25 protein-coding genes and 1 tRNA gene are annotated in these 26,887 nt (G+C 58.0%); 9 read left to right on the forward strand and 17 right to left on the reverse strand.

Features of this window, described 5'->3' with window-relative positions; genetic code table 11:
• The first annotated feature begins 145 nt into the window (after positions 1-145).
• Both desA and ACYZUD_RS23045 read left to right on the forward strand, forming a co-directional pair.
• Positions 146-1,330, forward strand: coding sequence for a delta-9 fatty acid desaturase DesA (gene desA / locus ACYZUD_RS23040; protein ID WP_462020294.1), 1,185 nt, complete (start codon positions 146-148; stop codon positions 1,328-1,330).
• A 143-nt stretch (positions 1,331-1,473) separates the two neighbouring features.
• A complete protein-coding gene (locus ACYZUD_RS23045) occupies positions 1,474-2,463 on the forward strand; it encodes a GGDEF domain-containing protein (protein ID WP_462020295.1) in 990 nt (329 codons plus the stop codon).
• A gap of 124 nt (positions 2,464-2,587) precedes the next feature.
• Here ACYZUD_RS23045 and ACYZUD_RS23050 read toward each other — a convergent pair whose 3' ends face one another.
• The 3 genes from ACYZUD_RS23050 to gabD form a co-directional block, all read right to left on the reverse strand.
• Positions 2,588-3,802: an HDOD domain-containing protein gene (locus tag ACYZUD_RS23050; RefSeq protein ID WP_462020296.1), complete on the reverse strand. Its 1,215-nt coding sequence runs from the start codon at positions 3,800-3,802 to the stop codon at positions 2,588-2,590.
• Between the two features lie 138 nt (positions 3,803-3,940).
• On the reverse strand, positions 3,941-5,218 hold the full coding sequence (gene gabT / locus ACYZUD_RS23055; RefSeq protein ID WP_462020297.1) for a 4-aminobutyrate--2-oxoglutarate transaminase: 1,278 nt from the start codon (positions 5,216-5,218) through the stop codon (positions 3,941-3,943).
• A gap of 197 nt (positions 5,219-5,415) precedes the next feature.
• Positions 5,416-6,858, reverse strand: a complete 1,443-nt coding sequence (gabD, locus tag ACYZUD_RS23060; protein WP_462020299.1) for an NADP-dependent succinate-semialdehyde dehydrogenase — start codon at positions 6,856-6,858, stop codon at positions 5,416-5,418.
• A 348-nt stretch (positions 6,859-7,206) separates the two neighbouring features.
• On the opposite strand from gabD, the gene ACYZUD_RS23065 reads away from it, so the two are divergent.
• The 6 genes from ACYZUD_RS23065 to ACYZUD_RS23090 all read left to right on the forward strand — a co-directional run bounded on the left by ACYZUD_RS23065 (position 7,207) and on the right by ACYZUD_RS23090 (position 12,712).
• Positions 7,207-7,283: transfer RNA gene (locus tag ACYZUD_RS23065), tRNA-Arg, on the forward strand.
• A 276-nt stretch (positions 7,284-7,559) separates the two neighbouring features.
• Complete coding sequence (locus tag ACYZUD_RS23070) at positions 7,560-8,465, forward strand: sce7726 family protein (protein ID WP_462020300.1); 906 nt, start codon at positions 7,560-7,562, stop codon at positions 8,463-8,465.
• Position 8,466: 1 nt separating this feature from the next.
• Entirely contained in the window at positions 8,467-9,402 is a 936-nt protein-coding gene (locus ACYZUD_RS23075; protein WP_462020301.1) for a sce7725 family protein, read from the forward strand.
• A 111-nt stretch (positions 9,403-9,513) separates the two neighbouring features.
• Positions 9,514-10,422 carry an RES family NAD+ phosphorylase gene (locus ACYZUD_RS23080; protein WP_462020302.1) on the forward strand — a complete coding sequence of 303 codons (909 nt, stop codon included), beginning with the start codon at positions 9,514-9,516 and terminating at the stop codon, positions 10,420-10,422.
• Between the two features lie 233 nt (positions 10,423-10,655).
• A complete protein-coding gene (locus ACYZUD_RS23085) occupies positions 10,656-11,987 on the forward strand; it encodes an IS4 family transposase (RefSeq protein ID WP_462020303.1) in 1,332 nt (443 codons plus the stop codon).
• 431 nt (positions 11,988-12,418) lie between these two features.
• Positions 12,419-12,712, forward strand: coding sequence for a DUF3077 domain-containing protein (locus tag ACYZUD_RS23090; protein ID WP_462020304.1), 294 nt, complete (start codon positions 12,419-12,421; stop codon positions 12,710-12,712).
• Between the two features lie 79 nt (positions 12,713-12,791).
• Here ACYZUD_RS23090 and ACYZUD_RS23095 read toward each other — a convergent pair whose 3' ends face one another.
• From ACYZUD_RS23095 to ACYZUD_RS23115, 5 genes are all read right to left on the reverse strand, one after another.
• Positions 12,792-13,058, reverse strand: coding sequence for a hypothetical protein (locus tag ACYZUD_RS23095; protein WP_462025099.1), 267 nt, complete (start codon positions 13,056-13,058; stop codon positions 12,792-12,794).
• 20 nt (positions 13,059-13,078) lie between these two features.
• Positions 13,079-13,711, reverse strand: coding sequence for a hypothetical protein (locus ACYZUD_RS23100; protein WP_462020305.1), 633 nt, complete (start codon positions 13,709-13,711; stop codon positions 13,079-13,081).
• On the reverse strand, positions 13,708-14,274 hold the full coding sequence (locus ACYZUD_RS23105; RefSeq protein WP_462025100.1) for an RNA polymerase sigma factor: 567 nt from the start codon (positions 14,272-14,274) through the stop codon (positions 13,708-13,710). Before ACYZUD_RS23105 ends, ACYZUD_RS23100 begins: the two co-directional genes overlap by 4 nt.
• Positions 14,275-14,303: 29 nt before the next feature.
• Positions 14,304-16,010, reverse strand: coding sequence for a vWA domain-containing protein (locus ACYZUD_RS23110; protein WP_462020306.1), 1,707 nt, complete (start codon positions 16,008-16,010; stop codon positions 14,304-14,306).
• 87 nt (positions 16,011-16,097) lie between these two features.
• On the reverse strand, positions 16,098-16,658 hold the full coding sequence (locus ACYZUD_RS23115; protein ID WP_462020307.1) for a YbhB/YbcL family Raf kinase inhibitor-like protein: 561 nt from the start codon (positions 16,656-16,658) through the stop codon (positions 16,098-16,100).
• Positions 16,659-16,797: 139 nt separating this feature from the next.
• Here ACYZUD_RS23115 and ACYZUD_RS23120 point away from each other — a divergent pair, with 139 nt between their 5' ends.
• Positions 16,798-18,324, forward strand: a complete 1,527-nt coding sequence (locus ACYZUD_RS23120; protein ID WP_462020308.1) for an FAD-dependent oxidoreductase — start codon at positions 16,798-16,800, stop codon at positions 18,322-18,324.
• 3 nt (positions 18,325-18,327) lie between these two features.
• On the opposite strand, the gene ACYZUD_RS23125 is transcribed toward ACYZUD_RS23120, so the two are convergent.
• The 9 genes from ACYZUD_RS23125 to ACYZUD_RS23165 form a co-directional block, all read right to left on the reverse strand.
• On the reverse strand, positions 18,328-19,833 hold the full coding sequence (locus ACYZUD_RS23125) for a YdgA family protein (protein WP_462020309.1): 1,506 nt from the start codon (positions 19,831-19,833) through the stop codon (positions 18,328-18,330).
• A gap of 311 nt (positions 19,834-20,144) precedes the next feature.
• Positions 20,145-20,780: an NADH:ubiquinone oxidoreductase subunit N gene (locus ACYZUD_RS23130; RefSeq protein ID WP_462020310.1), complete on the reverse strand. Its 636-nt coding sequence runs from the start codon at positions 20,778-20,780 to the stop codon at positions 20,145-20,147.
• A gap of 82 nt (positions 20,781-20,862) precedes the next feature.
• A complete protein-coding gene (locus tag ACYZUD_RS23135) occupies positions 20,863-22,311 on the reverse strand; it encodes an efflux transporter outer membrane subunit (RefSeq protein WP_462020311.1) in 1,449 nt (482 codons plus the stop codon).
• Positions 22,308-23,195: an efflux RND transporter periplasmic adaptor subunit gene (locus ACYZUD_RS23140; RefSeq protein WP_462020312.1), complete on the reverse strand. Its 888-nt coding sequence runs from the start codon at positions 23,193-23,195 to the stop codon at positions 22,308-22,310. Before ACYZUD_RS23140 ends, ACYZUD_RS23135 begins: the two co-directional genes overlap by 4 nt.
• Positions 23,192-23,401, reverse strand: a complete 210-nt coding sequence (locus ACYZUD_RS23145; protein WP_462020313.1) for a DUF1656 domain-containing protein — start codon at positions 23,399-23,401, stop codon at positions 23,192-23,194. The genes ACYZUD_RS23140 and ACYZUD_RS23145 overlap by 4 nt, the downstream gene beginning before the upstream one ends.
• Positions 23,398-25,470, reverse strand: a complete 2,073-nt coding sequence (locus tag ACYZUD_RS23150; RefSeq protein ID WP_462020314.1) for an FUSC family protein — start codon at positions 25,468-25,470, stop codon at positions 23,398-23,400. Before ACYZUD_RS23150 ends, ACYZUD_RS23145 begins: the two co-directional genes overlap by 4 nt.
• A complete protein-coding gene (locus tag ACYZUD_RS23155; protein WP_462020315.1) occupies positions 25,467-25,895 on the reverse strand; it encodes a MarR family winged helix-turn-helix transcriptional regulator in 429 nt (142 codons plus the stop codon). Before ACYZUD_RS23155 ends, ACYZUD_RS23150 begins: the two co-directional genes overlap by 4 nt.
• Before the next feature lie 127 nt (positions 25,896-26,022).
• Complete coding sequence (locus tag ACYZUD_RS23160; RefSeq protein WP_462020316.1) at positions 26,023-26,268, reverse strand: DUF2789 domain-containing protein; 246 nt, start codon at positions 26,266-26,268, stop codon at positions 26,023-26,025.
• Between the two features lie 136 nt (positions 26,269-26,404).
• Positions 26,405-26,866 (reverse strand): aminoacyl-tRNA deacylase, encoded by a 462-nt coding sequence (locus tag ACYZUD_RS23165; RefSeq protein WP_462020317.1) that lies wholly within the window; start codon positions 26,864-26,866, stop codon positions 26,405-26,407.
• Between the last annotated feature and the right edge of the window lie 21 nt (positions 26,867-26,887).

Consider the following 26,887-nt stretch of genomic DNA (forward strand, 5'->3'; position numbering starts at 1 on the left):
GGCGGTCCATGTCCCTTCAAAAAGGATGGAATTATAGGTTAAAGAAACATCCAGCCACTCTTATCTGAAAGGGTGACTGGTTTTATCTGTGAGCTAAGTGATAATGCAACGGCTGTTTATTTCTTTATCGAGGGCCCTATAGCCTATGTGGTACGAAGGTTTTCTCGGCTTGTCGCCCTGGTCACTGGTGGCAGTCACCCTGCTGATGACCCACGTGACGATCGTCGGCGTCACGGTCTATCTGCACCGTTATTCAGCCCATCGCTCGCTTGAGCTCAATGCTGGCCTGAAACATTTCTTCCGCTTCTGGCTGTGGCTGACCACGGCGCAGAACACCCGCGAGTGGACCGCCATCCACCGCAAGCATCACGCCAAATGCGAAACCGTCGATGACCCGCACAGCCCGGTCATCAAGGGGTTGTCCACCGTTCTGCGCAAAGGCGCCGAGCTGTACCGCGCCGAAGCGGAAAACCCCGAAACCCTGCGCATCTACGGCAAGAACTGCCCCGAAGACTGGATCGAACGCAACCTCTACAGCCGCTTCCCGCTGCTGGGCGTCGCGATCATGGGCGTCATCGACCTGCTGCTGTTCGGCACCATCGGCATCACCATCTGGGCCATCCAGATGATGTGGATCCCGGTCTGGGCCGCCGGTGTGGTCAATGGCCTGGGCCATGCCGTCGGCTACCGCAACTTCGAATGCCGCGATGCGGCGACCAATCTGGTGCCCTGGGGCATCCTGATCGGCGGCGAAGAATTGCATAACAACCATCACACCTACCCTAATTCGGCAAAATTGTCGGTGAAAAAGTGGGAATTCGATCTCGGCTGGGCCTGGATCCAGGTCTTCAGTTTCTTCCGTTTGGCCAAGGTCCAGCGGGTTGCACCGATTGCCCACCGGGTCGAAGGTAAAGGCAATCTGGACATGGACACCGCCATGGCCATCCTTAACAACCGCTTCCAGATCATGGCCCAGTACCGCAAGCTGGTGATCGCGCCACTGGTCAAACAAGAACTGGAGAAGGTCGATCACTCGGTCCGTCACCAGTTCCACCGGGCCAAACGCCTGCTTTCGCGGGAAACCAGCCTGCTGGATGAAAAACACCACGTTCGCATCCAGACCATGCTCGAGCACAGTCAGGCCCTGAAGGTAATTTACGAGAAACGCCTGGCCTTGCAGCAGATCTGGGTCAAGACCAGCTCAAATGGTCACGATATGCTGGCCGCCATCAAGGATTGGGTTCACGAAGCCGAAGCCAGCGGGATTCAATCCCTGCGCGACTTCGCCGATCAGTTGAAGACCTACTCCCTACGCCCTGCTGCTGTCTGACGCCGTTGATCGGTGCGCCCCGTTCGCGGGCGCACCCTTCGGAACTTCGCTCAAAATCCCCTATCTCAAAGACACTTCGCCACTACGGCGGGCTTTGTTGTGGCCGCTGTCGAAACGCGGCACGCCCTTTGAGATCTGTGTCGATGGTCAATAAGAACCTGCAAGACTCATCCTTACCCCAGTGGCCCGAGGCCGCGCAAACCTTGATGGCGCTGATGCATGCCCAAGGCGAAGTGGCGCGCCTGAGCGAACGCGAACAGCTGTTCAGCTCCCTGTTGGTGAGCGTCAACGCAGTGCTTTGGGCCTTTAACTGGGAAACCCGCCAGGTGGTCTACGTCAGCCCGGCCTATGAACGGATTTTCGGCCGCTCCGCAGGTCTGTTGCTGTCCGACTACAACCAGTGGCGCGACAGCATCTACCCCGACGATCTGGACTACGCCGAGCGCAGCCTGGCCGAAGTGCTGGTCAAAGGCGCCGTTGAAGACCGTGAGTACCGAATCATCAACGCCGACGGCGAGGTACGCTGGCTCAGCGACAAGTGCTTCATCAACCGTCAGGCCGAGCCGGGGCAACCGGTGATCATCGTCGGCATTGCCGAAGACATCACCGACAAAAAGCAGATGGAAACCGAACTGCACCGCCTGGCCACCACCGACGTGCTGACCCAAAGTAGCAATCGCCGACACTTCTTCGAATGCGCGCACCATGAGTTCGAACAGGCTCGGCAGCAAGGTACGCCACTGGCGTTCCTGCTGCTGGACATCGATGACTTCAAAGTAATCAACGACACCTACGGCCATCAGGAGGGCGACAACGTGCTGCAGCGGCTCGCCGAGAGCGGTCGCGGCGCCTTGCGTCGCGGTGATGTCTTCGGTCGCATCGGCGGAGAGGAGTTCGCCGCGGTATTCCCCGGTTGTGCACCGGACATGGCCATGCAAGTGGCCGAGCGCTTGCAGCGGGAGATTCAGCGATTGAGCTTCAGTCATGACGACCAGACGTTCGGCATCACCGTCAGCCAGGGCCTGACCAGCCTCACTCCCGAGGACGAAAGCCTCGACAGCCTTTTTGCCCGGGCGGATGCGGCCATGTATGAAGCCAAGCATCAGGGCAAGAACCGCATCATCTCCGGCTAATGGGCCCGACACAAAACCAATGTGTGCGAGCCTGCTCGCGATAGCGGGGCATCAGTCGATATCGACTTTGACTGTCACACCACTATCGCGAGCAGGCTCGCACCCACAAGGTATGGCGCCAGGCTTACTTCTTGCGCAAGCGCATCAACTCGGGCAACCCGATTTTGAGCAACCGCGCCGTCCGGCTCTTGGCCAGTTCCTCAATGCCCTCATGCTCTGTCAGGCGCGCCATCTGCGCGGCCATGTTCATCACCAGCGCTTCCCGGGAGTAAACGCCGCCACCGAGCTGATAGACCGCCGCAATCAGCTGACGCAACTCCAGCGGCAGACGCCAGCGGGTACGCAATGCCGAACCATAGGCCGCGCCAAATTCGGCCAGCGCATCGCCAACCTCCTCCCACTCATCCAGTTCACCGCCCGCTTGCTTCCATTCCTGCAAACACCGCAACAACGCCAGGTCACCGAGGCGATGCAGCATGCCGGCGCAATAGCAGCGCTCCTGATCCAGATCCAGCAAGCGCGCCAGTGTCCGCGCGTATTCGGCCGTGTGCAGCGACAGATTCCAATAACGTTCGGCATAGTCCGCCAGGCATGGATCGCTGAGCCGGGCACTGCGCTTGAGCGCCAGCCCCAGGATCAGGTTCATGCTTTGCCCGGTGCCGAGGCGGTGCAGCGCCTGGGACAGGGTCTGTACCGTGGCACCAAGGTGATGGGCGGCGCTGTTGGCGGCAGCGATCAGCACGGCGGTGATCTGCGGATCGGTCTTGATTTCGTCTTCCAGCAACGTCAGATCGAGGCCATCGGGATTGAGGCTGCGTTTGACTGCCACCTGTACGTCAGTCATCAGTGGCGCACCGTCCGCGAACTCACGACGACGCTCCAGGTAAACCGATAAAGTCATGCCCGGCGCCAGTGAAGGCATCTCGCAAGACACCTCTTCACCGGCGTTCAGCAGCAACTCCTGCAGGCGGTGGGTCAGGCTTTCCATGTTCAGGGGTTTGGTCAGGTACGCCGAAGGCGCCAGGGGCAAGACTTCGCGCACGCTGGCGCTGTCATTGCGACTGCTCATCAGAATGAAAGGCAACGGCGGGTTGCGTTTGCGCTGGCGAACATTGCGCAAGACATTCAAACCATCGACGCCGGGCAACTCCCAGTCGACGATCACCAGGTCATAAGGGTTTTCCGCCAACAGGTGCAGCGCTTCCTGACCGTCAGCACACAGGTCCAGCCGTGCGTCACAGCGCACACTCAACAACACCTGCTTGAGCAGGTCGCGAGACCAGGGGTCGGCCTCGGCAATCAACACACGCGGTACAGCAGGTAAAACCACAGCGGTCATCTGCACACTCCATTGGCACTGCTTGTACCTTAGTCAATGCTGGCGATTCGAAACAGCTATGTGTTCCGGGGACACGAAAAAACCCGCCGAGGCGGGTTTTTTTGTCGATCAGCTCACAAATCGATCAGAGCTTGGAGATTACAGCTCCGAGAAGCACTCTTCGATGATCGCCAGACCTTTGTCCAGTTGCTCGTCCGGCGACGTCAGCGGTACCAGGACGCGCAGAACGTTGCCGTAAGTGCCGCAGGACAGCAGGATCAAGCCCTTGTCGCGAGCCTTGGCCACAACGGACGCTACAGCAGCAGCGTTTGGCTTGTGGCTGTCGCCGTCAACGAACAGCTCGACCGCGATCATCGCACCCAGGGCACGAACTTCGCCGATCACGGGGTACTTGGCCTGGATGGCTTTGAGACCGGTGACCAGACGCTCGCCGACAGCCTTGCAGCGGTCCAGCAGGTGTTCTTCTTCAAACACTTCCATCACGGCCAGGGCCGCAGCACAAGCGATCGGGCTACCGGCATAAGTGCCGCCCAGGCCGCCTGGAGCAATGGCGTCCATGTATTCAGCCTTGCCGCACACACCGGCCAACGGGAAACCGCCAGCGATGGATTTGGCGAAGGTCGTCAGGTCGGCGGAAACGCCCATCTGTTCCATGGCGAAGAAGGTGCCGGTACGGCCAGCGCCAGTCTGCACTTCGTCAGCGATCAGCAGGATGCCGTGCTGGTCGCACAGTGCACGCAGACGCTTCATGAATTCTTTAGGCGCAACGTAGAAACCACCTTCGCCCTGAACCGGCTCGATGATGATTGCAGCGATGTCACGCGGCTCGGCGTCGTTCTTGAAGATGCGTTCGATGCTGGCGATCGAATCGTCGATGCTCACACCATGCAGTTCGTTCGGGTACAGCGCGCGGAAAATGCCGCCTGGCATCAGGCCCATGCCCGCCGAGTAAGGCACGACTTTACCGGTCAGCCCCAGGGTCATCATGGTGCGACCGTGGTAAGCGCCGGTGAAGGCGATCACGCCGGCACGGCCAGTGGCGGCACGGGCGATTTTCACGGCGTTTTCTACGGCTTCGGAACCGGTGGTGACCAGCAGGGTTTTCTTGGCGAAATCACCTGGCACCTTGGCGTTGATTTTTTCGCACAGTTCCACGTACGGCTCGTAGGCCAGCACCTGGAAGCAAGTGTGGGTCAGCTTGTTCAACTGCGCGGTCACTGCGGCGATGATTTTCGGGTGCACGTGACCGGTGTTCAGCACGGCGATGCCGCCGGCGAAGTCGATGAACTCGCGACCTTCAACGTCGGTCACGGTGGCGTTCTTCGCGGACTCGGCGAAGATCGGGTGAATCTGGCCAACACCGCGTGGTACAGCGGCTTCGCGGCGTTTCATCAGGGATGCGTTAGTCTTGCTCATAAAGTCCTCATTCACCGCTCATCGGGCGGCGTGGTTCAAGGAAAATGCGGCGGGGAGGCAACTACGGCAGCATGCGATGATCGACTGCCACAGCTTTCCCGACCGCAGAGAAAATTCCATTTGAAGCGCACAAAGGGACAGCGCTCTCGTGCCCTTTGTGCTTGAAGCAATGCCTTGCCGGGCTTACACCTTCGAGCTTAGATGCCCAGGCAGAGGTATTTGATTTCGAGGTAATCTTCGATGCCGTACTTGGAGCCTTCACGACCCAGGCCCGACGCCTTGATGCCGCCGAACGGCGCGACTTCGTTGGAGATCAACCCGGTGTTGACGCCGACCATGCCGTATTCCAGGGCTTCAGCCACACGGAACACACGGCCCAGGTCACGAGCGTAGAAGTACGAAGCCAGACCGAACTCGGTGTCGTTGGACATCGCGATCACTTCGGCTTCATCTTTGAAGCGGAACAGCGGCGCCAATGGACCGAAGGTTTCTTCCTTGGCCACGGCAGCGTTCTTCGGCACGTTGGTCAGGATGGTCGGCTCGAAGAAGTTGCCTTCCATAACCTTGCCACCCGCCAGAACGGTTGCGCCTTTACTGACGGCGTCAGCGATGTGCTCTTGAACCTTGGCCACGGCTTTTTCATCGATCAGCGGGCCCGTGGTGGTGCCTTCTTCCAGACCGTTGCCGATCTTGAGCTTGGCCACGGCCACTTTCAGCTTCTCGGCGAACGCGTCGTAGACCGAATCCTGAATGTACAGACGGTTGGCGCAGACGCAGGTCTGGCCGTTGTTGCGGTACTTGGAAATGATCGCGCCTTCGACGGCCTTATCCAGGTCCGCGTCGTCGAACACGATGAACGGTGCGTTACCGCCCAGTTCCAGGGACACTTTCTTGATGTCCTTGGCGCATTCGGCCATCAGCTGACGACCGATTTCGGTCGAGCCAGTGAAGGACAGTTTGCGCACGATCGGGTTGCTGGTCAGCTCGCTGCCGATGTCGCCGGCGCTGCCGGACACAACGCTGAACACACCAGCAGGAATGCCGGCGCGCTGGGCCAGTTCAGCCAACGCGAAGGCGGAGAACGGGGTTTGCGAAGCAGGCTTGAGCACCATGGTGCAACCGGCGGCCAGGGCAGGGCCGGCTTTACGGGTGATCATGGCGGCCGGGAAGTTCCACGGGGTGATCGCAGCGGTCACGCCGATGGGCTGCTTGATCACGATCAGGCGCTTGTCTGGCTGGTGGCCCGGAATCACGTCACCGTAGATGCGCTTGGCTTCTTCGGCGAACCACTCGATAAAGGAAGCGGCGTAAACGATTTCGCCCTTGGCTTCGGCCAATGGCTTGCCTTGTTCCAGGGTCATCAGGCGAGCCAGGTCGTCCTGGTTCTCGATGATCAGTTCGAACCAGCGACGCAGCTTGTTCGCGCGGTCCTTGGCGGTCAGTGCACGCCAGGCCGGCAGCGCTTTGTCAGCGGCTTCGATTGCACGGCGGGTTTCGGCAGCGCCCATTTTCGGCACGGTGCCCAGAATTTCGCCCGTTGCCGGGTTGTTGACCTTGATCGTCTGACCATTGTCCGCATCGACCCAAGCGCCATCGATAAAGGCTTGCTGGCGGAACAACTGGGTGTCTTTAAGCTGCATGTCGGCTTTCCTTAACAGCACCGCGGCAGGCGCGGAGCAAATTATGATTGTAGAAAGGCGCCTTATAGGCTGCCGTCAGGGAAATCATTCACCGGGCTGAAGCACATAAATAGCGCACGGAATGAACTCGTGCGGTTCAGCACCCAGACAAGAGCGTTTGAAATCTCAAACGAATCCTAGGATCAAAGGGGGTAAAGGACAATAGCCTGTTCGAAAAAAAGAACGAAAACGCCGCATTTGCCTCATTTTTCTGATCAACGTAGCGAACGGCTATTGCGGTCGCGAAAAACGCAGGCGATTCAGCAGCATGGACGCCCGCAGTGCATATGAGTATCATGGCGCCCGCTTGCACCAGTAGCTCAGCTGGATAGAGTACTGCCCTCCGAAGGCAGGGGTCGTGGGTTCGAATCCCGCCTGGTGCACCAAATTTATGTTTCAAACCGCGTCAGCAACAATTCAGAAGCCCGCCTTGTGCGGGCTTTTTGTTTTCCCCAGCTCACCCTTCCTACAAGGGACCAAGCGTAATTCTTCAATTATTTACAGCGTCAGCTATGCCTATATATAGAAAGCTTGCATACGCTAAGCTCGTACAATAAATCTTGCGACTGGGCATGGGCGATCTGGCAGAATCAGGCGCTTGCTGGTAGACCTAAACTCCCAGAACGGACATCGATTCCCGGAGCGGACAGAGATTCATTGAAATGGCCTTGTTAACCAAAATTCTTGATGGCAATCAGCAGTCTGCTGTCGCTAAGCTTTTCTCCCCGGCGGTGGTGAGAGAGCTAGCCCAAAAAGGAAGGTCACCTCTATTTGCTCGACTAATAAATGAGCACCTAGAAGTCAAAAATTCAAGCCTCACCCTACCGATCAGTGCGATATTCGAAAGTGCATTCACACTCTTAACGAAAAGAGACTACCGGCACGAGTACGCTTACAAATCAGCGATAACAAGAAAGCTATTATTAGGTCGGCACTCACTGAATACCGCGTCTATGGTGACAGAGTTCCGTGTTGGAAACTCTAAGGCGGACGCCGCGATTTTCAATGGAACATCTACAGCATATGAAATAAAATCGGAGCGGGATAATTTAGGGCGGTTAAGTGCTCAACTAGAATCTTACAAACAATTTTTTTCAAAAATTTATGTCCTTACGGGCGAAAACCATCTTAGTGAAGTTATCGATACAACCCCGCTAGATATAGGCGTACTCGTTCTTAACAAACGATTCGGCATAACGACGATTCGGGAAATTGCAGATGATCCTAGCAGAGTATCAACAGAAGCAATATTCGACTCAATTCAGCTTCAAGAGTCCCTAGAAATCCTTAAATACTTCGATATTACTCCGCCAAAACTTCCCAATACAGAAATACGCTCGGCAATACTGGAAATATTTAAAACATTAGATCCCGTTACAACCCATCACCACATGGTAAAAACACTTCGAAGAACGCGAAGCTCGCTACACCTTACAAACTTGCTATCACATACCCCAAAGTCTCTACAAGCTGTACTTTTGTCTACACCGCTAAAAACCAAAGAGCAAAGAACACTGCTGGATGCAATAAACACAAACACAATGGAGGCCCTGAATTGGGCAAAATAATATGTATCATCCTTATTTTCGCGGCAAACAGTTCGACTTACTAACAATAAAAGAATCTGCGGAGATACTCGCTCAGAACGGATTTATATCCATCATTGAGCCAGTTCGCGAATCTCTAAGCGGACTAAAAAGATCTATTGAAGCGCTATCCAACTCAGGAGCAGTCGCCGTATTGATCGTCAACCCAAATTACGGCGACCATACTGAAAGTTCCGACGCGATAAAAAAATTTGTTCATGAAGAGTTAAACACTCATACAAATATATCTGTAGGCATATTGCTCACCAGCACAATCAATACAGCCGAAGCAATTGCTATTAGCGCTGAATTCCCCAACAGACCACTTTACTTTATACACTCCGGCTTTTCCGAACCAAAGGCATTAGCCGAAGCAACGCCTGATTTAAATCGAGACATCAAACACATATTCTTTGAAAGCCATTGCGGCAAGCTATATCAAAAGCACTTTACGGAATACCAACGAATTCTTTTACGAGACGGCTTTAAGCGCCAGGCTAATCGTAAATATCCAGATGTTGAACCGTTTTCTGACTTACATGCAACATTTACTGACGAAGGAATGGACGGTTTTGGCGATTTCTTAATCGTAGGGGACGAGTATTCAGAATCCGGTGGGCCTGCGTACGCGGTAGCAATTCATTTGACATTTATTGATCCAGATATGGATGACGCGATGTACACCTACCACTTCAAGTCTGACCGACAGGATACTCCAACTGACCCTGCCGGAAAATTTTATGAAGCGCTGGTCAAGCTGGTAACGGCCGTAACAGAACCAAACTCTAAGATACTCAAAACATCTGCTGTAGAAGAGTTCTTAGGTCTTTACGATAGAAAACACTTTCCTGGCCTAGGGTACATTAAAAAACTCTCAATGAAACATCACATTGAAGTTCTTGCCAATTATCTCGGGTAACTAATCATGAGAAAATGCTGCCCGAACTGCTTTTGCGACACTCACCTAGAAGCTGTAATCTCTGAAATATCCAACTCAACCGACCAATGCTCATTCTGCAAAATGCACAGCATGCCATTAGTGAGCCCGATCCAGCTAAGAGAATACTTCGAACTACTTTCTGGCATCTATACTCAATCAGCAGAAGGAAAGACCCTCGGAGAGTGGTTTAAAGCGGACTGGAATCTATTTGAGACTTTGGATCTAGCGAACACCAAAGATTTACTTGCTGATATTTTTGAAGATGGGAATTTACCTAGGGTTCTATTTTCGCCATCAAGTAGATGCGAGTCGGACAACTTAAACAAATGGGAGTTTTTGCGAAAAGAACTCATGGAGGAAAATAGATTTTTCCCCAAAGGAGCTATAGATTCAGAAAGGATCACATACCTGCTTTCGCAATTAATATATAAAGAAAATCTTCCTGAAAAATGGTATCGCGCAAGAATCCAAGAGACTGACGAAGCGTTTCCACTTGATAAAATGGGACCACCGCCAAAAGACAAAGCAACTCATGGGCGAGCAAATCCAGTAGGGATACCATATCTATATATGGCATCGAACGTCGAAACTGCTATAACTGAAATCCGACCACACACCGGAGAGTATGTAACTGTAGCAGAGTTCGAGATTATAGAAGATCTAAAACTTGCAGATCTCAGAAACCCGAGAAGGTCAGTCACACCATTCCCCTGCACCGACGACATTGAAATTGCTTCACTGAGAGGGGACATTGACTTCTTAGCAAAATTAGGTGAAGAGCTAACTCGGCCAGTTTTACCAAGGTCTGCCGCAGTAGATTATGTCCCAAGCCAATATCTTTGTGAGCTTATCAAAAACAACGGATACGATGGCGTTATTTATAAAAGCTCAGTAGGCACCGAAATCAATATTGCGTTGTTTTATCCGGCTAAAGCAAGAGGAATTCGGACCATCCCTCACAGGGTTCTACAGGTCTCTGTGAACGCGCAGCCTTACTAAGTATTGCAATGAAATGTAGAAATTAACGATTAGCCCTTCAATTCTGCAGCCTCAGCCCTCTGGGACGAATGGTAGGAGACTTCCTATCGTTCGGCTTATTCGAATAGCCATAACTATAAAGTCGAGGTAAAAAAAGCGCCACAGCGCTTAATGCCGATCAGTTAAGCCCTCCCGCTTGACCTTTGGCCGCAAGAAATCAAAATCCGATGCCTGTACTGGCATCGGATTTTTTTATGCGTCTCGCTCGGGCACTGGAACTGACCCACAACATCGCGTCCACCCCCAACTCCATTGAGGGATTGGATTCCTTACTCGACCCTTCTTTGGTTGAGCAAGCCCTTGAACAGGCAGGCGTCGCGACCCTGCGCAAGCGGCGCCTGCCGTTGGAAATGATGCTCTGGTGCGTGATTTCCATGGCGTTTTTTCGGCGCATGTCAGCCTGGGATGTGGTCAGCCGCATGAACATCATGCTGCCGGGCCAACGTCCGTTGGTGGCACCCAGCGCCGTAGTCCAAGCCCGTCAGCGATTGGGCAGCGAAGCTGTACGACAGGTCTTCGATCTGACTCAGAAAAGTTGGCATGAGGCGGCCGGTCATCCGACTTGGGCCGGTTTGCGCTTGCTGGGCGTCGACGGCGTCGTCTGGCGAACGCCCGATACACCGGAAAACCGGGCGCGCTACGACTCCGCCAGCAACCAGCATGGCGACACTGGTTTTCCTCAGGTGCGCATGGTCTGCCAAATGGAGTTGACCAGCCATTTGCTGATCGGCTGTGCGTTTGACGGCTATCGCAGCAACGAAATGAAACTGGCGGAACAACTGATCGAAACCACGCCCGATCACTCGTTGACGCTGTTCGACCGCGGCTTTTATTCCCTGGGTTTGCTGCACCAGTGGCAGCAAGCAGGCACCGAGCGCCATTGGCTGATGCCACTGCGTAAAGGTGCGCAGTACGAAGTTATTCAGCGTTTGGGGCGTCAGGATGCGGTGGTCTCGTTAAGCACTTCGCCGCAGGCCCGCAAGCAATGGCCGGGGCTACCGGAGCGCCTGAGCGCGCGACTGCTGAGTAAAACCGTCAAGGGCAAGGTGTGTCAGATCCTGACGTCGATGGCCGACCCGCTGCGCTTCCCGTCCGACGAAATCGTCGATCTGTACAGCCAGCGCTGGGAGATCGAATTAGGGTTTCGAGAGATGAAGCAGACGCTGCTCAACAGCAGTTATACGCTGCGCAGCAAAACGCCCGAGATGATCGAACAAGAGTTGTGGGGCGTGTTGTTGGGCTACAACTTGTTGCGCTATCAGATGGTGGAAATGAGCCGCCATTGTCCCGGTATTTACCCATGCGAAATGAGCTTTACCGCGTGCACCTGGGCGATCCTCGGTTTTATCAACAGCGTCTCGGCTGATCGCTCCGGGAACATCCCCAAATACCTGGCCGAGCTGCATGCTTCAGCCACGCATTACGTCCTGCCTCATCGACGGGAGGAGCGCGTTTACCCCCGGGCCATCAGGCTTAAATCCCCGAAGTATCCGATCAAAAATAAAAATGCCAGTCAGCTTAACTGACTGGCATTAGCCACAGCGCTCTCTCATTTTTTCGTTCAGTACAGATCGTCTGCAGACAAGGAGGTTGCAGGAGATCCGCCTGCACGATACCCTTCCGCCGTCGCTGCCAATTCAGCGACCGGGCTTGGTAACCCGATGGAATAAAGGCGCTACAGCGCCCCCAACACGATTGCAGGCGCTTTTTTTTTCGCCTGTGATCTTGTGTTATGGCGGCTGTGCGTGGGACGTCTTCGGACGTGCCGGTTTCCTTGATTCCCCGGTTTACCAACCTGCGCACAGTTGCCACCCATTCGCTTGGTATCGAATGCGCGGCAACTTCTTAAATCAAGGAAGTGAAAAATGCGCAGCATCAATCCGTACGAAAATCGGTTTATTCCTCAGTGCGATCTCGAATCGCAATCCCACCGCACCTCCATCAATGGAGGTGGCAAATGATCGATCCATCAGAGCTGAAAACCATCGGCTTAACGCCCGCCATCTACTGCTTGGATCAGGCAGTGTTCCACGTCACTCGCGGTGTGCCTCTCGGCGATGCGCTAGGCATGGCTTCCGATTTTCTGTTCCTCGCCAAAGCACTGTCCAAAGACGCTGCCTACGACAGGGAAAGCGATCGTCACGCCTGGGCTGCGCATTATTTGACGGCGCTGAGTAAGGCGTTGGTAGATGATGCGGTGAAAGTGCTGACGCGAGACCAACCTTCGCGGAAGGACAAAACCAAAGAATAGCGGCAACGCACCCTTCAAATTGCAGGTCCTGATTTGTCGGGGTCTGCAATTTGAAAGAGTAGTGCTTTAAGCGCCGCTTTCACTCGGTCGTCCAGTCGAACTCGTCGTATTCATCACCATCTTCGTCCTCGATCAACTCATCATCAAGGACGTCCTCCTCAAGCGCTTCTTCTGCCTGCTTCGCCAGCAGAAACTCCTTACGACTCTCAGTCACTGCTCGCCGCAGTTCCTCGCCCTTTTCCGGGCAGTTGAGCATTTGGGCGATGCGATCGATTTTTTTCGCCACGGCTTCCTCCAACGCATCGGCTATAGACCGATAGTGCGCGCTTTCGGGTGTCGATGCCAAATTGGCGACCACGGCGTACCTCAGTTTTTCTGCAATTCCTTGAGTCGGTCTGCGAGATTTTCCTTGGGAAAGCGTTTGTGCAAAGTCGCCATCAGGTCGTCGGCCGCTTTAGTTTGACCGGCATTTTTCAGGCGAATCACTTCACGTAATTGGTCGTCGATAAACTTCGCCGGAGCCGCCGCCGGGCGTTTGCTCACCTTTGCTTCTTCCGCCATTTCAGCGCTGATCGATTCGCTCTGCGCGGGCGCGGCAAAATCGGCCATTGGCGCTGCAGGCGCTGGTGCGGATATCGCACCGGCCGGGGCAGCCATTGAGCGGGCAACCGATGCAGGCGCGTCTGCGGCTTCTTTCTTGGCCGCAAAAGATGAGGTTTTGGGCGCCGGGGTGGAATCGTAGGTTGGCACTTGCTCGGGCGAACGTTGTACCAGCGCCAACATCAGTGCCACACCAACGAGGCTGGCAAACGCGACCTGCCAACGGGGTTTCTGGCAGGCCTGAACCCAGCGTTGCCACAGGTTTGGTTTCGGCGCGGGCGCTTCACGGTGTGCGGTGGCCAGAATGAATGCATCAAGATGCGCCGGCGGTTCGCCAGTCGCGTGTTCACGAAAGTGCTTCACCACTTCGTCTTCCGGTGTTTTTCGGGCGTCAGTCATGTCAGTACCTCCTCGGCCAGCAGCCGACGCAGTTTTTGCTGGGCGTAGCGCAAACGGCTTTTGACGGTCTCCAGCGGTGTTTCGGTGAGGGTCGCGATCTGTGGCAGGTCGAGATCGCCGTAGGCACGCAGCAGGAATACTTCGCGCTGGTCGGTGGGCAAGGTTTGCAGGGCGGCCTCAAGGCGCTGGTTATCGCGGCTCAGGCGCAGCAGTTGTTCGGGATCGGCGGCGTCATCGGCCAGGGCATGGGTCTGTTCGTCATAGCTGTCGTGCAAGGGGTTGTGGATTCCGTGTTTGCGCCAGTGATCGATTAACCGATTGCGGGCGATCTGATAAAGCCAGGTACGAAAATTCGCCCGCCCTTGTGGCTGAGTGGTGCTGCGGATCAGGCTCAGCCATGTTTCCTGGTAAACCTCTTCGGCCAGCTCGGATTTGCCGCTGAGGCCGAGCAGAAACCGGTAAAGTCCTTGTCGGTGACGAGCGTACAGAATCTCGAACGCTGGTCCGTCGCCTAAGCGATAGCGGGCCAGCAACGATTCGTCGCTCAATTCAGGCGCAGCCATGTCGGTGTTGGCCTCCTTTAAGCGGCTCACTATTCGATCCGGTTGTCATGGGGCGGTTGATTCGATGCAGTCGAGGTTCGAAGGCTCCGCGCCAACTCCACCAGTTGCACGAACTCTGCACGCAGACCGAATCGATCATCGCCCCGGGCGCCACGAGCCAAGGCCTCAGTGTCCTTCAGGCTGAAATCACCGGTGTAGCGCCCATCCTTGAGCTGCTGGGAAAACGCCGCAACGGCAGCCGCGAATCGCAGGTCATCACTGGCTTTGCCGGCCTCACTGCTGACGATCGGCCGCTCGATCAACCGACTTTTCCCACCCTCAGGCAGCTGATAACGCACACGCAGCATCGCCAGTTCCCCAACCTTTCCGGAAACAACGGTGCCTGAGTTGCCATACCGCAATGGCTCCAACCAACCCTTCTCACCCTTGGGCACAATTTCATACAACGCCGTGACCGTATGCCCTGCGCCGATTTCGCCAGCATCGACCTTGTCGTTGCTGAAGTCTTCACGCTTCAACGCCCGATTCTCATACCCCAGCAACCGATACTCACTGACCTGCGCCGGGTTGAACTCCACTTGCAGCTTCACATTCTTCGCCATCACCGCGAGGGTCGAACCGAGTTGATCCACCAGCACCTTGCGCGCCTCGCGCAGGTTATCGATGTAGGCGTAGTTGCCATCGCCGGCGTCGGCCAGTTGCTCCATCAGGTGTTCATTGTAGTTATCCACACCAAAACCCAGGGTGGTCAGGGAAACGCCGGTCTTGCGTTTATCCACAGCCATTTGCTTGAGGCTGTCGAAGTCGCTGATGCCGACATTGAAGTCACCGTCGGTGGCCAGCAGGATGCGGTTGATGCCTTTGGGGATAAACGCCTGTTGAGCCATTTGATAGGCCCGTTCGATACCCGACGCCCCGGCGGTGGAACCGCCTGCGGTCAATTGATCGATGGCTGTACGAATCTTCGCTTTTTCCCGTCCGAAAGTCGGCTCCAGCACCACACGCGAATCGCCAGCGTAGACCACCAACGACACCCGATCCTGTTCGCGCAATTGATCGACCAGCAGTTTCAGGGTGCTTTTGACCAGCGGCAAACCCTCGCGACGGTCCATCGAACCGGACACGTCCACCAGAAACACCAGGTTTGCCGGGGCCAGTTCCGCCACGGCGCGGTCCGACGCCTTGATGCCGATCCGCAGCAAACGGGTATGCGGGTTCCACGGTGACGGCGCCAGTTCAGTGGTCACGCCAAAGGGTGAGCCATCGGTGGGCAACGCGTAATCGTAGGGGAAGTAATTGACCATCTCCTCCAGCCGCACCGCACCGTCGGGCGGCAAACGCCCTTGATTGAGCAAACGGCGAACGTTGGCGTATGCGCCGGTATCGACATCGGCGCTGAAGGTCGAGACGGGCGCCTCGGTCACACTATGGATCGGGTTATCCGCCAGTGCTTGATACTGCTCGCGCGGCTCATCCCGATAACCAGGCGGGGCAGACTCAGTCATCGGCGCGTACATCGCCGCAGGTGCAGGACGAACACTGCGTTTGGCCATCGAGGCGTCCGCCGTGACCGCTTCGTTACGCACCAATGCCTCGGTCTTCAGCGCACCTTGAGCCGGTGGCGAAACCGTAGCGGAATCTGGCTTGGACGACACGCCGAAACCGGCAACGGCCAGCAGCAACCCGGCGGCGAAACCCTGGACGGCCGGGCGGAGGACATGCAGAGGGAGGGACATGGGGGCTGACCTCAGGAGGAAATTGATCCATTCATCCTCTGAGACGGGCAGCCCAACCGGTTCGGGTTAAACCGAAGTGAAAAAACTTCAGCGATGATAACGCCGCACCACGCTGCTGTTTCTCAGCACGTGGCCTTTGATCTTTTCCATCAGCTCGGCGCGGGTCAGGCCGGCGGGCAACGCGTCCGGGACCAGGTCCAGGGCGTAGAGCTGGATGATGTAGTGGTGGGAGCTGTCGCCAACGGGCGGGCAAGGGCCGATATAGCCGATGGTGCCTTTGCTGTTGCTGCCGCCCACGCCTTCAAGGGCGGATTTGGCGCCGACGCCGGCCGGAATCTGGCGGGTCGTGGCCTTGATGCCGTAGTGAATCCAGTGGTCGACGCCCAGGCCTTTCTGGCCATCCGGGTCGTGCATGACGATGGCGTAGCTCAAGGTGCCGGGGGGGCCGGCGTTCCAGCTCAGGGCCGGGGACTGGTTCTTGCCGCCGCAGCCGCTGGCATCGCTGGCCGCCGCCGAGGTGAACAGGCGGTTGTCCGACACACCGGGAATGCTGACGGTGAAGCGTTCCTGGGCCTGCGCCGGAAACTGCACGCAAAGGGCGACTGCAACGGCCGCCAGCCAAGGGTTCAGAGAGGTCAATCGGGTCATACCGGAGCACCTTGTGCGGGTGGGGCCGTGGTCGGCGTGCAAACTATAGCCGGACCGTTCGTGCGGTGGCAGTAGGAATTGGCTGAACCTCGGGATTAGCGCCAAACTCTTAAGTGAAACGCCTGCCTGGAGAGCGATCATGGCACTGCACCGCGTCGCCCGTTTCGCCGATGTGCCCGAGAACCGAGGCCTGGAAGTCCGGATCGCGGACACCAAAATCCTTTTGCTGCGGGTCGGCGATCAATTACGCGCCTACCAGGGTGAATGCCCCCACGCCGGGGCGCCGCTGGCCGAGGGCGCGCTGTGTCATGGGCGCCTGATCTGCCCGTGGCACAAGGCAGCGTATCGAATCGAGGACGGCGGGCTGTGTGACCCGCCCTCCCTCGACAGCCTCAAGCGCTACCCCTTGGAAGTACGCGATGACGAGGTCTGGGTCGACGATCAGCCGTTCTCGGATCCCCACACCCCGCCAGCCGACGATGACCGCACGTTTGTCATCATCGGGGCCGGGGCAGCCGGCACGGCAGCTGCGGCGGCGCTGCGCGAAAAAGGCTTCGGCGGCCGCGTGCTGCTGATCGACCGCGAGCCGGACGCCGGTTACGACCGCACGGTATTGAGCAAATTCGTGATCGCCGGCGAGATGCCGCCGGAAGAAGTCCCGCCGCTGCGTGATGACAGCTTTTATAAAGAACAGCGCATTGAGCGGATAAACGCTGAAGTCGCGAGCCTGGATGCAGCGGGTAAGACGCTGCGACTCAATGATGGTCAATCGCTGACGTATGACGCCGCCCTGCTCGCTACCGGCGGTACACCCAACCTGCTCACGCTGCCCGGCGCCGGGTTGCCGCAAGTGTTCGTGCTGCGCTCGAAAGATCAGGCGCAACGGATTCTGGCCGCGGCAAAACCAGGCCAACGGGCGGTGATCATCGGCGACAGTTTTATTGCCCTGGAGTCTGCTTCGTCCCTGCGCGGATACGGTCTGCACGTCACCGTTCTGGCCCGCCACGAAATACCCTTCGCCAAACAGTTCGGCGACACCGTCGGCAAGGCGATTCGCGCCCTGCATGAGGCCAACGGCGTGGTGTTTCATACCGAGAGCGAAGCTGCGCAGATTGAAGGCACGGACAAGGTCGAAGCGGTGAAACTGGAAAACGGTCAACGTTTGCCAGCAGACCTTGTGCTGGTGGGCATTGGCGTCAGCCCGGCAACCGGCCCGTTTACCGATTTGCCCCTGGAAAAAGATCATTCGCTGAAGGTCGACGGCGGCATGCGCGTGACCGACGGGCTCTGGGCGGCCGGTGACATCGCAACCTTCCCGCTCAACGGCCAGCCCCACCGGATCGAACATTGGCGCCTGGCACAGCAACAGGCGCGGATCGCCGCTGCGAACATGCTTGGCGGCGACGAGCATTACCTCGACGTCCCCTATTTCTGGACCTGGCACTTCGGCAAAAACTACGACTACCTTGGCCATGCCGAAGCCTGGGATGAAGTCGAGTTCAAGGGCGATCCCGATCACCCGCCCTTTATCGGCCTGTTCGGCAAGCACGGCGTGGTGGTAGCCGCCGTTGCCTGCGATGAAGAGCGGGCGATGGCGATGCTCGCGGAACGGATGAAACAGCCGCTGCCGGTGGATGAGGCGTGGCGGCTGATTCGGGACGTCTAGGCGTTACTGAACCTCGCCAGCCCCACCGAGTTTGCTCATCACGAAACCGACAAACTCTTCGACGGTCATTTTCTGGCCGTTGAATTCCACCTGATTGTTGGCGTAGTGCAGTTTGGTGACGATGTCGTTGCCGTCCAGTTTGGCGAACTGCGTACCGACCGCCATGCCACCGAACATGTCAGCGGTGGCCGTTGCTTGATCGGCGATGAGCTTGGCGTCGGTCTGACCGTCGATTTGCCCCTGCACGGTGAGCAGGTCAACGAGCATGGGTTTGGATACTTTCAGGTTGAAGTCGAGCAAGGCGATCAGTTGCTTGATCAACTGGTCGGGTGGCACGTCCATGGACTGCGGCTTGGTCAGGTCGAGCACCAGATTGGCGCGGCTTTCGCCGTTGGTGGTGGTGAACGACAAGTTCTCCAGGGCAATCTGCGGGCCGGCGGCCAGCAGTTTCTCCAGACCGGTTTTGACCTGTGCTTCTTCGGCGGGGGTCAGGTATAGCGCTGGGGCCGGCAGGCCGGCAGCAGCGGCTTCGGCGGCGGCCTTCTCGTACGGCTGCAGTTTGGTCTGATAAATCTGCATCAACGACATTGACGCCGGGATGTCGAGGTTCTTCAGGCTCATGGCCATCTGCGCAGAGCCGACTGTCTTGCCATTCAACGACACTTCGCCAATCTTGTAATCGCCACGCCCCGAAGCGTTGGTGCCCGATTCCTCGGTCTGGTTCTTCATTTCAAATTTCTTGAAACCCAGTACCGACTGCTGGGCGCCGAAGGTGGTTTTGCTGTCGGTCAGCTCAAGGGTGTTCTCGCCGGTGTAGAAGCCGTAGGTGCTTTTTGTCAGGTTGCTGGCCAGGGTCAGCCCGCTCAACTCGACCTTAACCGGCGTCTGGTCTTCAGTCACGGTAGTCAGCGTCAGATTATCCATGTAGCCGTTGGCCTTGACCTTCTGCGCTTGAGCGTTGGCAGCGACATCGAGGTTCAGGCCGGAAAATTTCAGGTTGGATTTGTCGTCGAGCGCCACATCCAGCGGCAGCAATTGCAGGGTGCCGTTGGTGGAGTTGTCGTAGCCGATGTTGACCACGCCCGTGAGCGGCGATTTGTCCTTGGCGGCAGCGAACCACTTCTCGGTGAGCGGGGTCTTTTCCAGCTCGTAGTGACTGGTGGCCAAGACCGGCAGCCATTTCAGCGACACCAGACGCGAGAACGGCAGCGGACCGTGTTCGATGCGGTCGACAAACAGCAGCTCGACCGGCGCCTCGCCAAACATCTCGCCATCGCCCTTGAGGCGGTAGTGCGCGACGCTGCTGAACACATGGCGCTCAAGCGACACCAGCTCCAGCGACGCCGTGCCGTTGGAACCGACCAGCGCGGCTTGCAGTTCTTTGTTGGCGTCAGCGATCGAGGTGTTCAGCACCCCTTCGAGCCTGGTGCCGGTGTACCAGGCACCGCCGGCGCTGATTGCACCGATGGCGACAACAATTCCAAGGAGCACGCCTGCTGATTTATTCATGAATGACCCGATCAATGTCCGTTGTTTGGAGGTGTGGTCGTCTTCCCTGAACCCATGGCGGGCTGCGGTCACGACTGCGCTAAAAGTGGGATGCAGATTAGCATCAGGCGCACCGGGCGACCCAATGATTAAAGGTGAAAGAGTGTCCAGGGGACGCAGTGGCTTGTGGACAACTGGCAGGGGGCGAGAGTTTCAGCGGTCACAAGATTGCCATCGCGAGCAGGCTCGCTCCCACAGGGGTTTTGTGATCGACACATCACTCATGTGGGAGCGAGCCTGCTCGCGATGGCGTCGGTCCTGCCAACACAGGATCAGGAATACTGCATTTCAATCTCATCAAGCTGATGATCAAAGCTTTTCAGCCGTGCCGTCCACGTATACACCAGCACCTCGAAATCCCGGTTGATCACCGCCCCGCCCGTTACCTCTGCGCGCGGATCGCAGAAGTCCAGCTGATAGCGTTCACGGGCCATGGCGGTGGCGACATCGGAAAGCTCGCGGGCGTTGTTGAGCCAGTGCCGGCCGTCTTCGGCGATTTGCTTGTCCAGCTCCAGGCATTGCTTCTTGAGCGTTTCGAGGCTTTTTTCCAGCGGCGTGCCGGTGAGTTCGCCCATGACTTCCTGGAACGTGCGCCCCGGTTGCCAGTAGCTGCCCCAGAAATACCGGTCAAACACCGTTTCGACGCGACGCAAAGCCACCTTGGTGTCCCAGATCAGCACCAGGGTCTTGCCTCGTTCGCACTGTCTTTTCTTGACGCGCTGGCCCTGGACGGAAGCCCAGGCCACCACCACGATAGCCATCACGGCAATCAGCGCGGCGGCGCTGTCGAGGAACACCAGCGCCTTGTCGATCTGGTGGGCCAGCATGATGCCGTAGAAATAGGTGGCCGACAGCAAGACCAATGCCGCAATAGCGCACCAGAAGCCGGGAGCATAAGGGTTTTTCATTATTAGAGTCCCCATGACCAACGCGAGCCTTGATTGATGAGCCCGACGTGCGACCTCATCAAGTCAAAGCATAGCAACGGCCTCAGGGTTTGCCGGAGTTCGTGGCTTGCGTTCGTCCGCTTTCCCAACCGCCGCCCAACCCGAGGAACAAATCGATCTGGCTCATGGCAGCTTGCGTGTTGGCGGAGGCCAGTTGCGCCCGCACATCGGTGTAGGTGCGGGTCGCTTGCAGGTCCGCCAGGAACGATGCGCGGCCGGCCTGGAAGAAGCGGTGGGTCTGGTCGGCCGCCAGTTGCGCCGATTGCTCGGCGTCCGCCAGCGCATCGCGGCGTTGCAACAATGCGGAGTACTGGGCCAGACCGGTCTGGGTTTCGCGAATGGCGTTGAGCACCACGCCATCGAAATGCGCCAGCGCACCTTGGGTCGTGGCCTCGGCCTCGCGGATTCGCGCCCGGGAGCCGTTGGACGGCACGGTCCAGCTCAGCAACGGGCCGAAGCCCCAGCGATTGGTCGCCGGTTTGCCGAGGTTCTCCAGAATGCCGACGGTACCGACAGTCGCGCCGATGCTGATGTCCGGGTACAACTCACCGGTGGCGATGCCAATGCCGGCGGTCGCTGCAGCCAATCGACGCTCGGCCTGACGCACATCGGGGCGGCGCTTGAGCAAGGTGGCGCCGTCACCGACCGGCAACAATTGAGTGATTTTCGGCAGCTCGGCGCAAGTGGCGGTGCCGGCCGGAAGTTGATCCACCGGTTTGGCCAGCAGCATCGACAAGCGGAACAGCCCGGCCTGACGCGCCGCCTCATAACGGGGCATGTCGGCACGCAAGGATTTGAATTGGGTTTGCGAACGGGTGACCTGGGTTTCATCACCACGTCCGGCGTCACGCAAGCGCTGGATCAGCCTGGTGCTCTGGGCTTGCAGATCGAGGGAATGCTGAGCAATTTCCCGTTCTTCATTGGCCGCACAGACCTGGGTGTAGGCTCGAACAACGTCCGCCACCAACGTGATCCGCGCCGTATCGGCGGCGGCCTGAGTCGCATCGGCATTGGCTTTGGCCGCTTCGATGCCGCGCTGCAACGTGCCGAACAGGTCGAACTGATACGAGGTGGTGATGCCGATGTCGCCAACGTTGGCCACGGGCACTTTATCCGCCAGCAGGAAGGCTTCGCCGGACTCCTGCAAACGCTGGGCGCCCATCTTCACGCCGCCGCTCCAGCCGCCCGCCGCCTGGGCTTCGTCGACCTGAGCGCGGGCCCGGGAAAGGTTCGCCGCCGCCACGCGCAAATCCGTGTTGGAGGCCATGGCTTGCTGCACCAGTTGATCGAGGCGCGGGTCCTGATACAAGCGCCACCAATCGCCGGGCATCGGTGCGGAGACGACATTTTTGCCGTCCACCGACAAATTGCCCTGCAAGTCTTCACGGTGTACGGCGGCCTCTTGCGGCACGTGATAATCCGGCCCGACCACCTGACAGGCCGACAGCAGCAAGCCTAATCCGGCAACAGCCAAACCCGAGGCCCTGCTCATTTCGCGGGCTCCCGGTTTTGATCATCCATGATCGACACGGTGGCGGTGCGCCCGGCAATCATGCGGAAATCCGCCGGCACGTCATCAAAAGCGATCCGCACCGGAATCCGCTGGGCCAGCCGCACCCAACTGAACGCCGGGTTGACGTTGGGCAGCAGGTTGCTGCCACTGCTGCGGTCGCGGTCTTCGATACCGGCGACGATGCTTTCCACATGCCCGCGCAAGCGAGCGCGGTCACCGATCACGCGAATGTCGACGCTCTGGCCGACATGAATGCCGTCCAGCTTGGTTTCTTCGAAATAGCCGTCGATGTGGAACGAGTTGCTGTCCACCACTGACAACACGGGGCGCCCGGCGGTGACGAATTCCTGGGTGCGCGGCGCACGGTCGTTGACGTAGCCGTCCACCGGGCTACGGATGGTCGAGCGGTCAAGGTTGAGCTGGGCGCTGTCCACCGCCACCTGGGCTTCCATCAGCGCCACCTCGGCGCGAGCGACCCGGGACTGGCTTTCTTCCAGTTGCTCGCCCGGCACCAGATTGCCGAGGCCACGATTACGCTTGGCTTCCCGTTGCGCCTGCGCCAGGGTTTCCTGACGGTCGGCCACGGCCGCCCTGGCTTGGCGCAGGGCCAGTTTGAAACGGTCCTGATCGATGCTGAACAACACCTGGCCGCGTTTCACCAGTTGGTTGTCGCGCACCTCCACCTGCTGGATCAGCCCGGACACGTCCGGGGCGATCTGCACGATATCGGCACGGATGTGCCCGTCCCGGGTCCATGGGGCGAACATGTAATACATCACCATGCGCCAGACCACGACGACAGCGAAGGTCACGATCAGCAGGGTCAGGACCACACGGCCGATGGTCAAAAAAGGTTTTTTCATGTCATCAGGTATCGACTGAGTGAGTCCACGGCGCCGAGCAGCAAGGCGTAGAGAGCCACGTTGAACAATGCCCGGTGCCAGACCAGACGGTAAAAGTGCAGGCGCGTCAGCAATCCGTGCACCAGCAGGTAAAACACGTACGTAATGCCCATCAGCACCAGCAGCGTGGGCAGGAACACCCCGCTGACATCCAGGTCACCGATCATAAAGGCGCTCCATCGATGCCATGGGGAAGCGGTTCTTCGAGCTCGCCGGTGCCGACGAATTCCACTCCCGGCAGCAACGAAAGGCGCAGGCCACTCAAGGCGTGCAGCAGATGCAGGCGGGCGCCGTCATCGCACTCGGTGGTGAGGGCGCGACGGGTGCGATCGAGGGTCATCAGCAACGGGCTCGGCGCCGGCAAACGCTCGCCAGCCTTGAGACAGGCTTTGAAATACTCGCCGACTTCGGCCACCACCTGATGCAGCAGCACTTGCGGCACACCCTGTACTCGCGGTGTGTAGGCGAGCAGGTCCAGCAGGTTCAGCGCCACGCGCACTTCGCGCAGTGCGATGCCGGTGTCCTGACCGGTCATGGCCAGGCGCGGCAAGTGTTGCATCAAGCGATCGAGTATCTGCACACCCAGGTGCCGGTGCTCGGCCAGCGTGGCCGGTTCGGTGAGGCTGACAATGTCGCGCCAGCTGAAGCGGGTCAGACGCTTGGCCGCCAGCTCCGCACCGAACGGCCGGGCGATCAGGGTCCAGACAAAGGCAAACAGCAACCCGACAGGGCCGGCCAGGTTGGAGTTGGCAAAGCTCAGGAAGTCCGCATCATAGGCGCCTTGGATACTGATGAAGGACGAGGTGTTGACGAGGGTCAGCAGCATGCCCAGATAAAACTGCGGCTTGACCGTCAGGGTGCCAATGCAAATGAACGGCACGGCAAACGCCAGCACCAGCATCGGGAAGTCATGCAGGTTGGGCAGGACCAGGAACAGATACAGACTGGCAAACAGCACCGACATCGCCGTCCAGAAAAAGAACCGATAAATCTGCGGCGCCGGGTCGTCCATCGAGGCGAAGAAACTGCATGCCACCGCAGCGAGAATCACTGCGGCGCCGCCGTCGGTCCAGCCGAGCAGAATCCACAGCACCGACGCAACGATGATCGCGGTCACCGTGGACGCCGCCGAATACAGCATCAACCCATGGTCGAGAAACGGCGACAGTCGACCGAGGCGCCAGTGCCGATACACCGCACGCCAGCTGTCCTGACTTTCGCACTGGATGGCGTATTGCAGGCTGCGGCAGTCCTGCCACAAATCGATCCACTCACCGAGGCGATACAGCGCGTTGGAAAACAGCAGCTGCTTACGATCATTCAGCGCTTCGGCATTGGGTTGCAGCGCATCGAGTTGATCTTTCAGCGACTGCCAGCGACCGGGATCGGCGTCTTTATGGGCGAGCCATTCGCTGGTCGCGGCCAGCAAAGGGGCGAACTTATCCACAAGCTCGGGCGTGCGTCGCTCAAGGGCATAGAGCGCATCGTCGAGGGCGTCGATCACCGGCAGCAGGTGAATCATGCGGCCGCGCAGTTCCTTGGTGTTGCGCACCGTTTGCGGCCGCGCGCCTTCGTGAGGCAACTGGCCGATCATCAATTCCAGCGAGTTGAAGGTCGCGACCATCGACGAACGCAACGCACTGACTTCGTCGGGCTGCACGTTGCGGCGGAGAAAACGCAGGCTGTAGGTCGAGGCATCGGCAAACCATTTGTTCACCGAGTCGTTGAACACCGGCGCCAGCCGCCGGGGCCAGAACATGGCGCCAACCACTGCCGCGACGGCAATGCCGAGAAAGATTTCCTCAGTCCGCGCTTCAGCCACGTCCCACACCGCCAACGGGTTATCCACCACCGGCAGGGCAATCAGCGGCAAGGTGTAACCGGCGAGCATCAGGGCGTAACTGTTGGCGGTGCGCAGGTGCAGGGACAGGAACAGCAAAATCCCGGTCCACAGCGCGATGACCACCACCAGCACATAAGGGCTCTGGACAAACATCGGCACGAAAAAAACCGCGGCCGCCGCGCCGAGAAGGGTGCCAACCGCGCGGTACAGTGCCTTGGAACTGGTCGGCCCGACAAAGGGACTGGAAACGATGTACACCGTGGCCATCGCCCAGTAAGGACGGGGCATCTGCATGAGCATGGCGATGTACAGCGCGATCATCGATGCCGCGAACGTCCGCACACCGTAGAACCAGTCCCGCGCCGGGGGCATGCCGGTGAAAAAGCCGTTCAAGGATTGTTCACCGGCAGGTGATTGGCCGACTCAAAAGCCCTCAGTACCCGCAGCGCCGCTTCCAGATCACTCTGGTCGATGCCGTCCAGCACCTCGTGACGCAAGCGCACCAATTCGACTTCGACGGCTTGCACCAATTCGCGACCGGTCTCGGTCAGGCTCAGGCATTTGGCGCGCCGATCATGGGTGTCTTCCGTGCGGCAGACGTAGCCGGCATGGCACAGCTGATCGAGCAGCCGCACCAGAGACGGACTCTCCATCCCCGCCGCCTGCGCCACCGTCACCTGCCGCACACCCTCGCCCAAACGACCGATCATCAACAACGGGACGGCGCAGGCTTCGGAGATTCCATAGTTGACCAGCGTGGTCTGGCAGATTTTGCGCCAATGCCTGGCGGCCACCACCATGGAACTGCTGATGTTCATCTGGAGAGCGTCGAGGTTGTTCGGCACGTGGGGAAAGACACACTGTTAGTTTGCTAACTATCAATATGGCATTGGCAGGGAAAGTTGGTCAAGTTTTGAAACAATTCTTACGCGTAAGGTCAGGTTTTTATCCTCCTCGTCCCTTCCTCAGCAACACATCCAACTGATCCACCACCTCCGCCCAATCGGCGTCATCCAGAATCTCGTCGCGCAAAAATGCCGCCTGGCTCTTGGTCCAGAAAAATGCGTCTGCCAGATGCAATTCGGGTTTGAGCGGTGAGTGGGTGGCGATGAATTTGTCGATGCTGACCGGGTCGTTGTCCAGGCCGAGTTGTTTGAACAGGGATGGCAGGCTGTGGGTTGGGGATTCCATGTTTGGCTCCTTGGCAATGGCTGAATTGGAGTGACCGCTTCGCGGTCAATCGCGAGCAGGCTCGCTCCCACAAGGTATTCGCAATTTCTGTGGGAGCGAGCCTGCTCGCGAAGGCGGTATAGCTGACGCCGCTAACTCAATGACTCAACTCGCACACCTCCGCATGCGGCACCATTTTCAGAAATTCCGGCACGCTCATGTGTACCAGGCTGTTGTGGTTGCCGGATTCAAGGTAGATGTCTTTCTGCCGGGTCAGCAGGGGGTCGATGAGCATGTCCAGTCCATAGGATTCACCCAAGGCTGGCACGGCGCCGCGTTCGCAATCGTCGAACAGGTGCGGCAGGGTGCTTTCCCGTGTGATCTGCCATTCGTTGCCGCCACGGACTTTGCTCAGGTCCAGGTGACGACTCGCCGGCAGCACAGCCATCAGGAAATGCCCGTGTTGATCGTCGAGGATCACCGACTTGGCCACCCGTTCGGCAGGAATGCCCGCGAGCCGCGCCGTTTCCAGGCTGCTGGCCGAGTGAGGATGGGAAACGATGTCATATTCGCAGTGTGCCTTTTCCAGGCTGCTCTGCACGGTTCTTGCCATACGCATGATGCACCTCGGTGTCCGCAA

This window comes from Pseudomonas sp. XS1P51 (assembly GCF_054897845.1).

Coding starts and splice junctions, on each gene's coding strand:
- desA (WP_462020294.1), top strand. CDS start 146: ATGTGGTACGAAGGTTTTCTCGGCTTGTCGCCCTGGTCACTGGTGGCA.
- ACYZUD_RS23045 (WP_462020295.1), top strand. CDS start 1,474: ATGGTCAATAAGAACCTGCAAGACTCATCCTTACCCCAGTGGCCCGAG.
- ACYZUD_RS23050 (WP_462020296.1), bottom strand. CDS start 3,802: ATGACCGCTGTGGTTTTACCTGCTGTACCGCGTGTGTTGATTGCCGAG.
- gabT (WP_462020297.1), bottom strand. CDS start 5,218: ATGAGCAAGACTAACGCATCCCTGATGAAACGCCGCGAAGCCGCTGTA.
- gabD (WP_462020299.1), bottom strand. CDS start 6,858: ATGCAGCTTAAAGACACCCAGTTGTTCCGCCAGCAAGCCTTTATCGAT.
- ACYZUD_RS23070 (WP_462020300.1), top strand. CDS start 7,560: ATGGCCTTGTTAACCAAAATTCTTGATGGCAATCAGCAGTCTGCTGTC.
- ACYZUD_RS23075 (WP_462020301.1), top strand. CDS start 8,467: ATGTATCATCCTTATTTTCGCGGCAAACAGTTCGACTTACTAACAATA.
- ACYZUD_RS23080 (WP_462020302.1), top strand. CDS start 9,514: ATGCCATTAGTGAGCCCGATCCAGCTAAGAGAATACTTCGAACTACTT.
- ACYZUD_RS23085 (WP_462020303.1), top strand. CDS start 10,656: ATGCGTCTCGCTCGGGCACTGGAACTGACCCACAACATCGCGTCCACC.
- ACYZUD_RS23090 (WP_462020304.1), top strand. CDS start 12,419: ATGATCGATCCATCAGAGCTGAAAACCATCGGCTTAACGCCCGCCATC.
- ACYZUD_RS23100 (WP_462020305.1), bottom strand. CDS start 13,711: ATGACTGACGCCCGAAAAACACCGGAAGACGAAGTGGTGAAGCACTTT.
- ACYZUD_RS23105 (WP_462025100.1), bottom strand. CDS start 14,274: ATGGCTGCGCCTGAATTGAGCGACGAATCGTTGCTGGCCCGCTATCGC.
- ACYZUD_RS23110 (WP_462020306.1), bottom strand. CDS start 16,010: ATGTCCCTCCCTCTGCATGTCCTCCGCCCGGCCGTCCAGGGTTTCGCC.
- ACYZUD_RS23115 (WP_462020307.1), bottom strand. CDS start 16,658: ATGACCCGATTGACCTCTCTGAACCCTTGGCTGGCGGCCGTTGCAGTC.
- ACYZUD_RS23120 (WP_462020308.1), top strand. CDS start 16,798: ATGGCACTGCACCGCGTCGCCCGTTTCGCCGATGTGCCCGAGAACCGA.
- ACYZUD_RS23125 (WP_462020309.1), bottom strand. CDS start 19,833: ATGAATAAATCAGCAGGCGTGCTCCTTGGAATTGTTGTCGCCATCGGT.
- ACYZUD_RS23130 (WP_462020310.1), bottom strand. CDS start 20,780: ATGAAAAACCCTTATGCTCCCGGCTTCTGGTGCGCTATTGCGGCATTG.
- ACYZUD_RS23135 (WP_462020311.1), bottom strand. CDS start 22,311: ATGAGCAGGGCCTCGGGTTTGGCTGTTGCCGGATTAGGCTTGCTGCTG.
- ACYZUD_RS23140 (WP_462020312.1), bottom strand. CDS start 23,195: ATGAAAAAACCTTTTTTGACCATCGGCCGTGTGGTCCTGACCCTGCTG.
- ACYZUD_RS23145 (WP_462020313.1), bottom strand. CDS start 23,401: ATGATCGGTGACCTGGATGTCAGCGGGGTGTTCCTGCCCACGCTGCTG.
- ACYZUD_RS23155 (WP_462020315.1), bottom strand. CDS start 25,895: ATGAACATCAGCAGTTCCATGGTGGTGGCCGCCAGGCATTGGCGCAAA.
- ACYZUD_RS23160 (WP_462020316.1), bottom strand. CDS start 26,268: ATGGAATCCCCAACCCACAGCCTGCCATCCCTGTTCAAACAACTCGGC.
- ACYZUD_RS23165 (WP_462020317.1), bottom strand. CDS start 26,866: ATGCGTATGGCAAGAACCGTGCAGAGCAGCCTGGAAAAGGCACACTGC.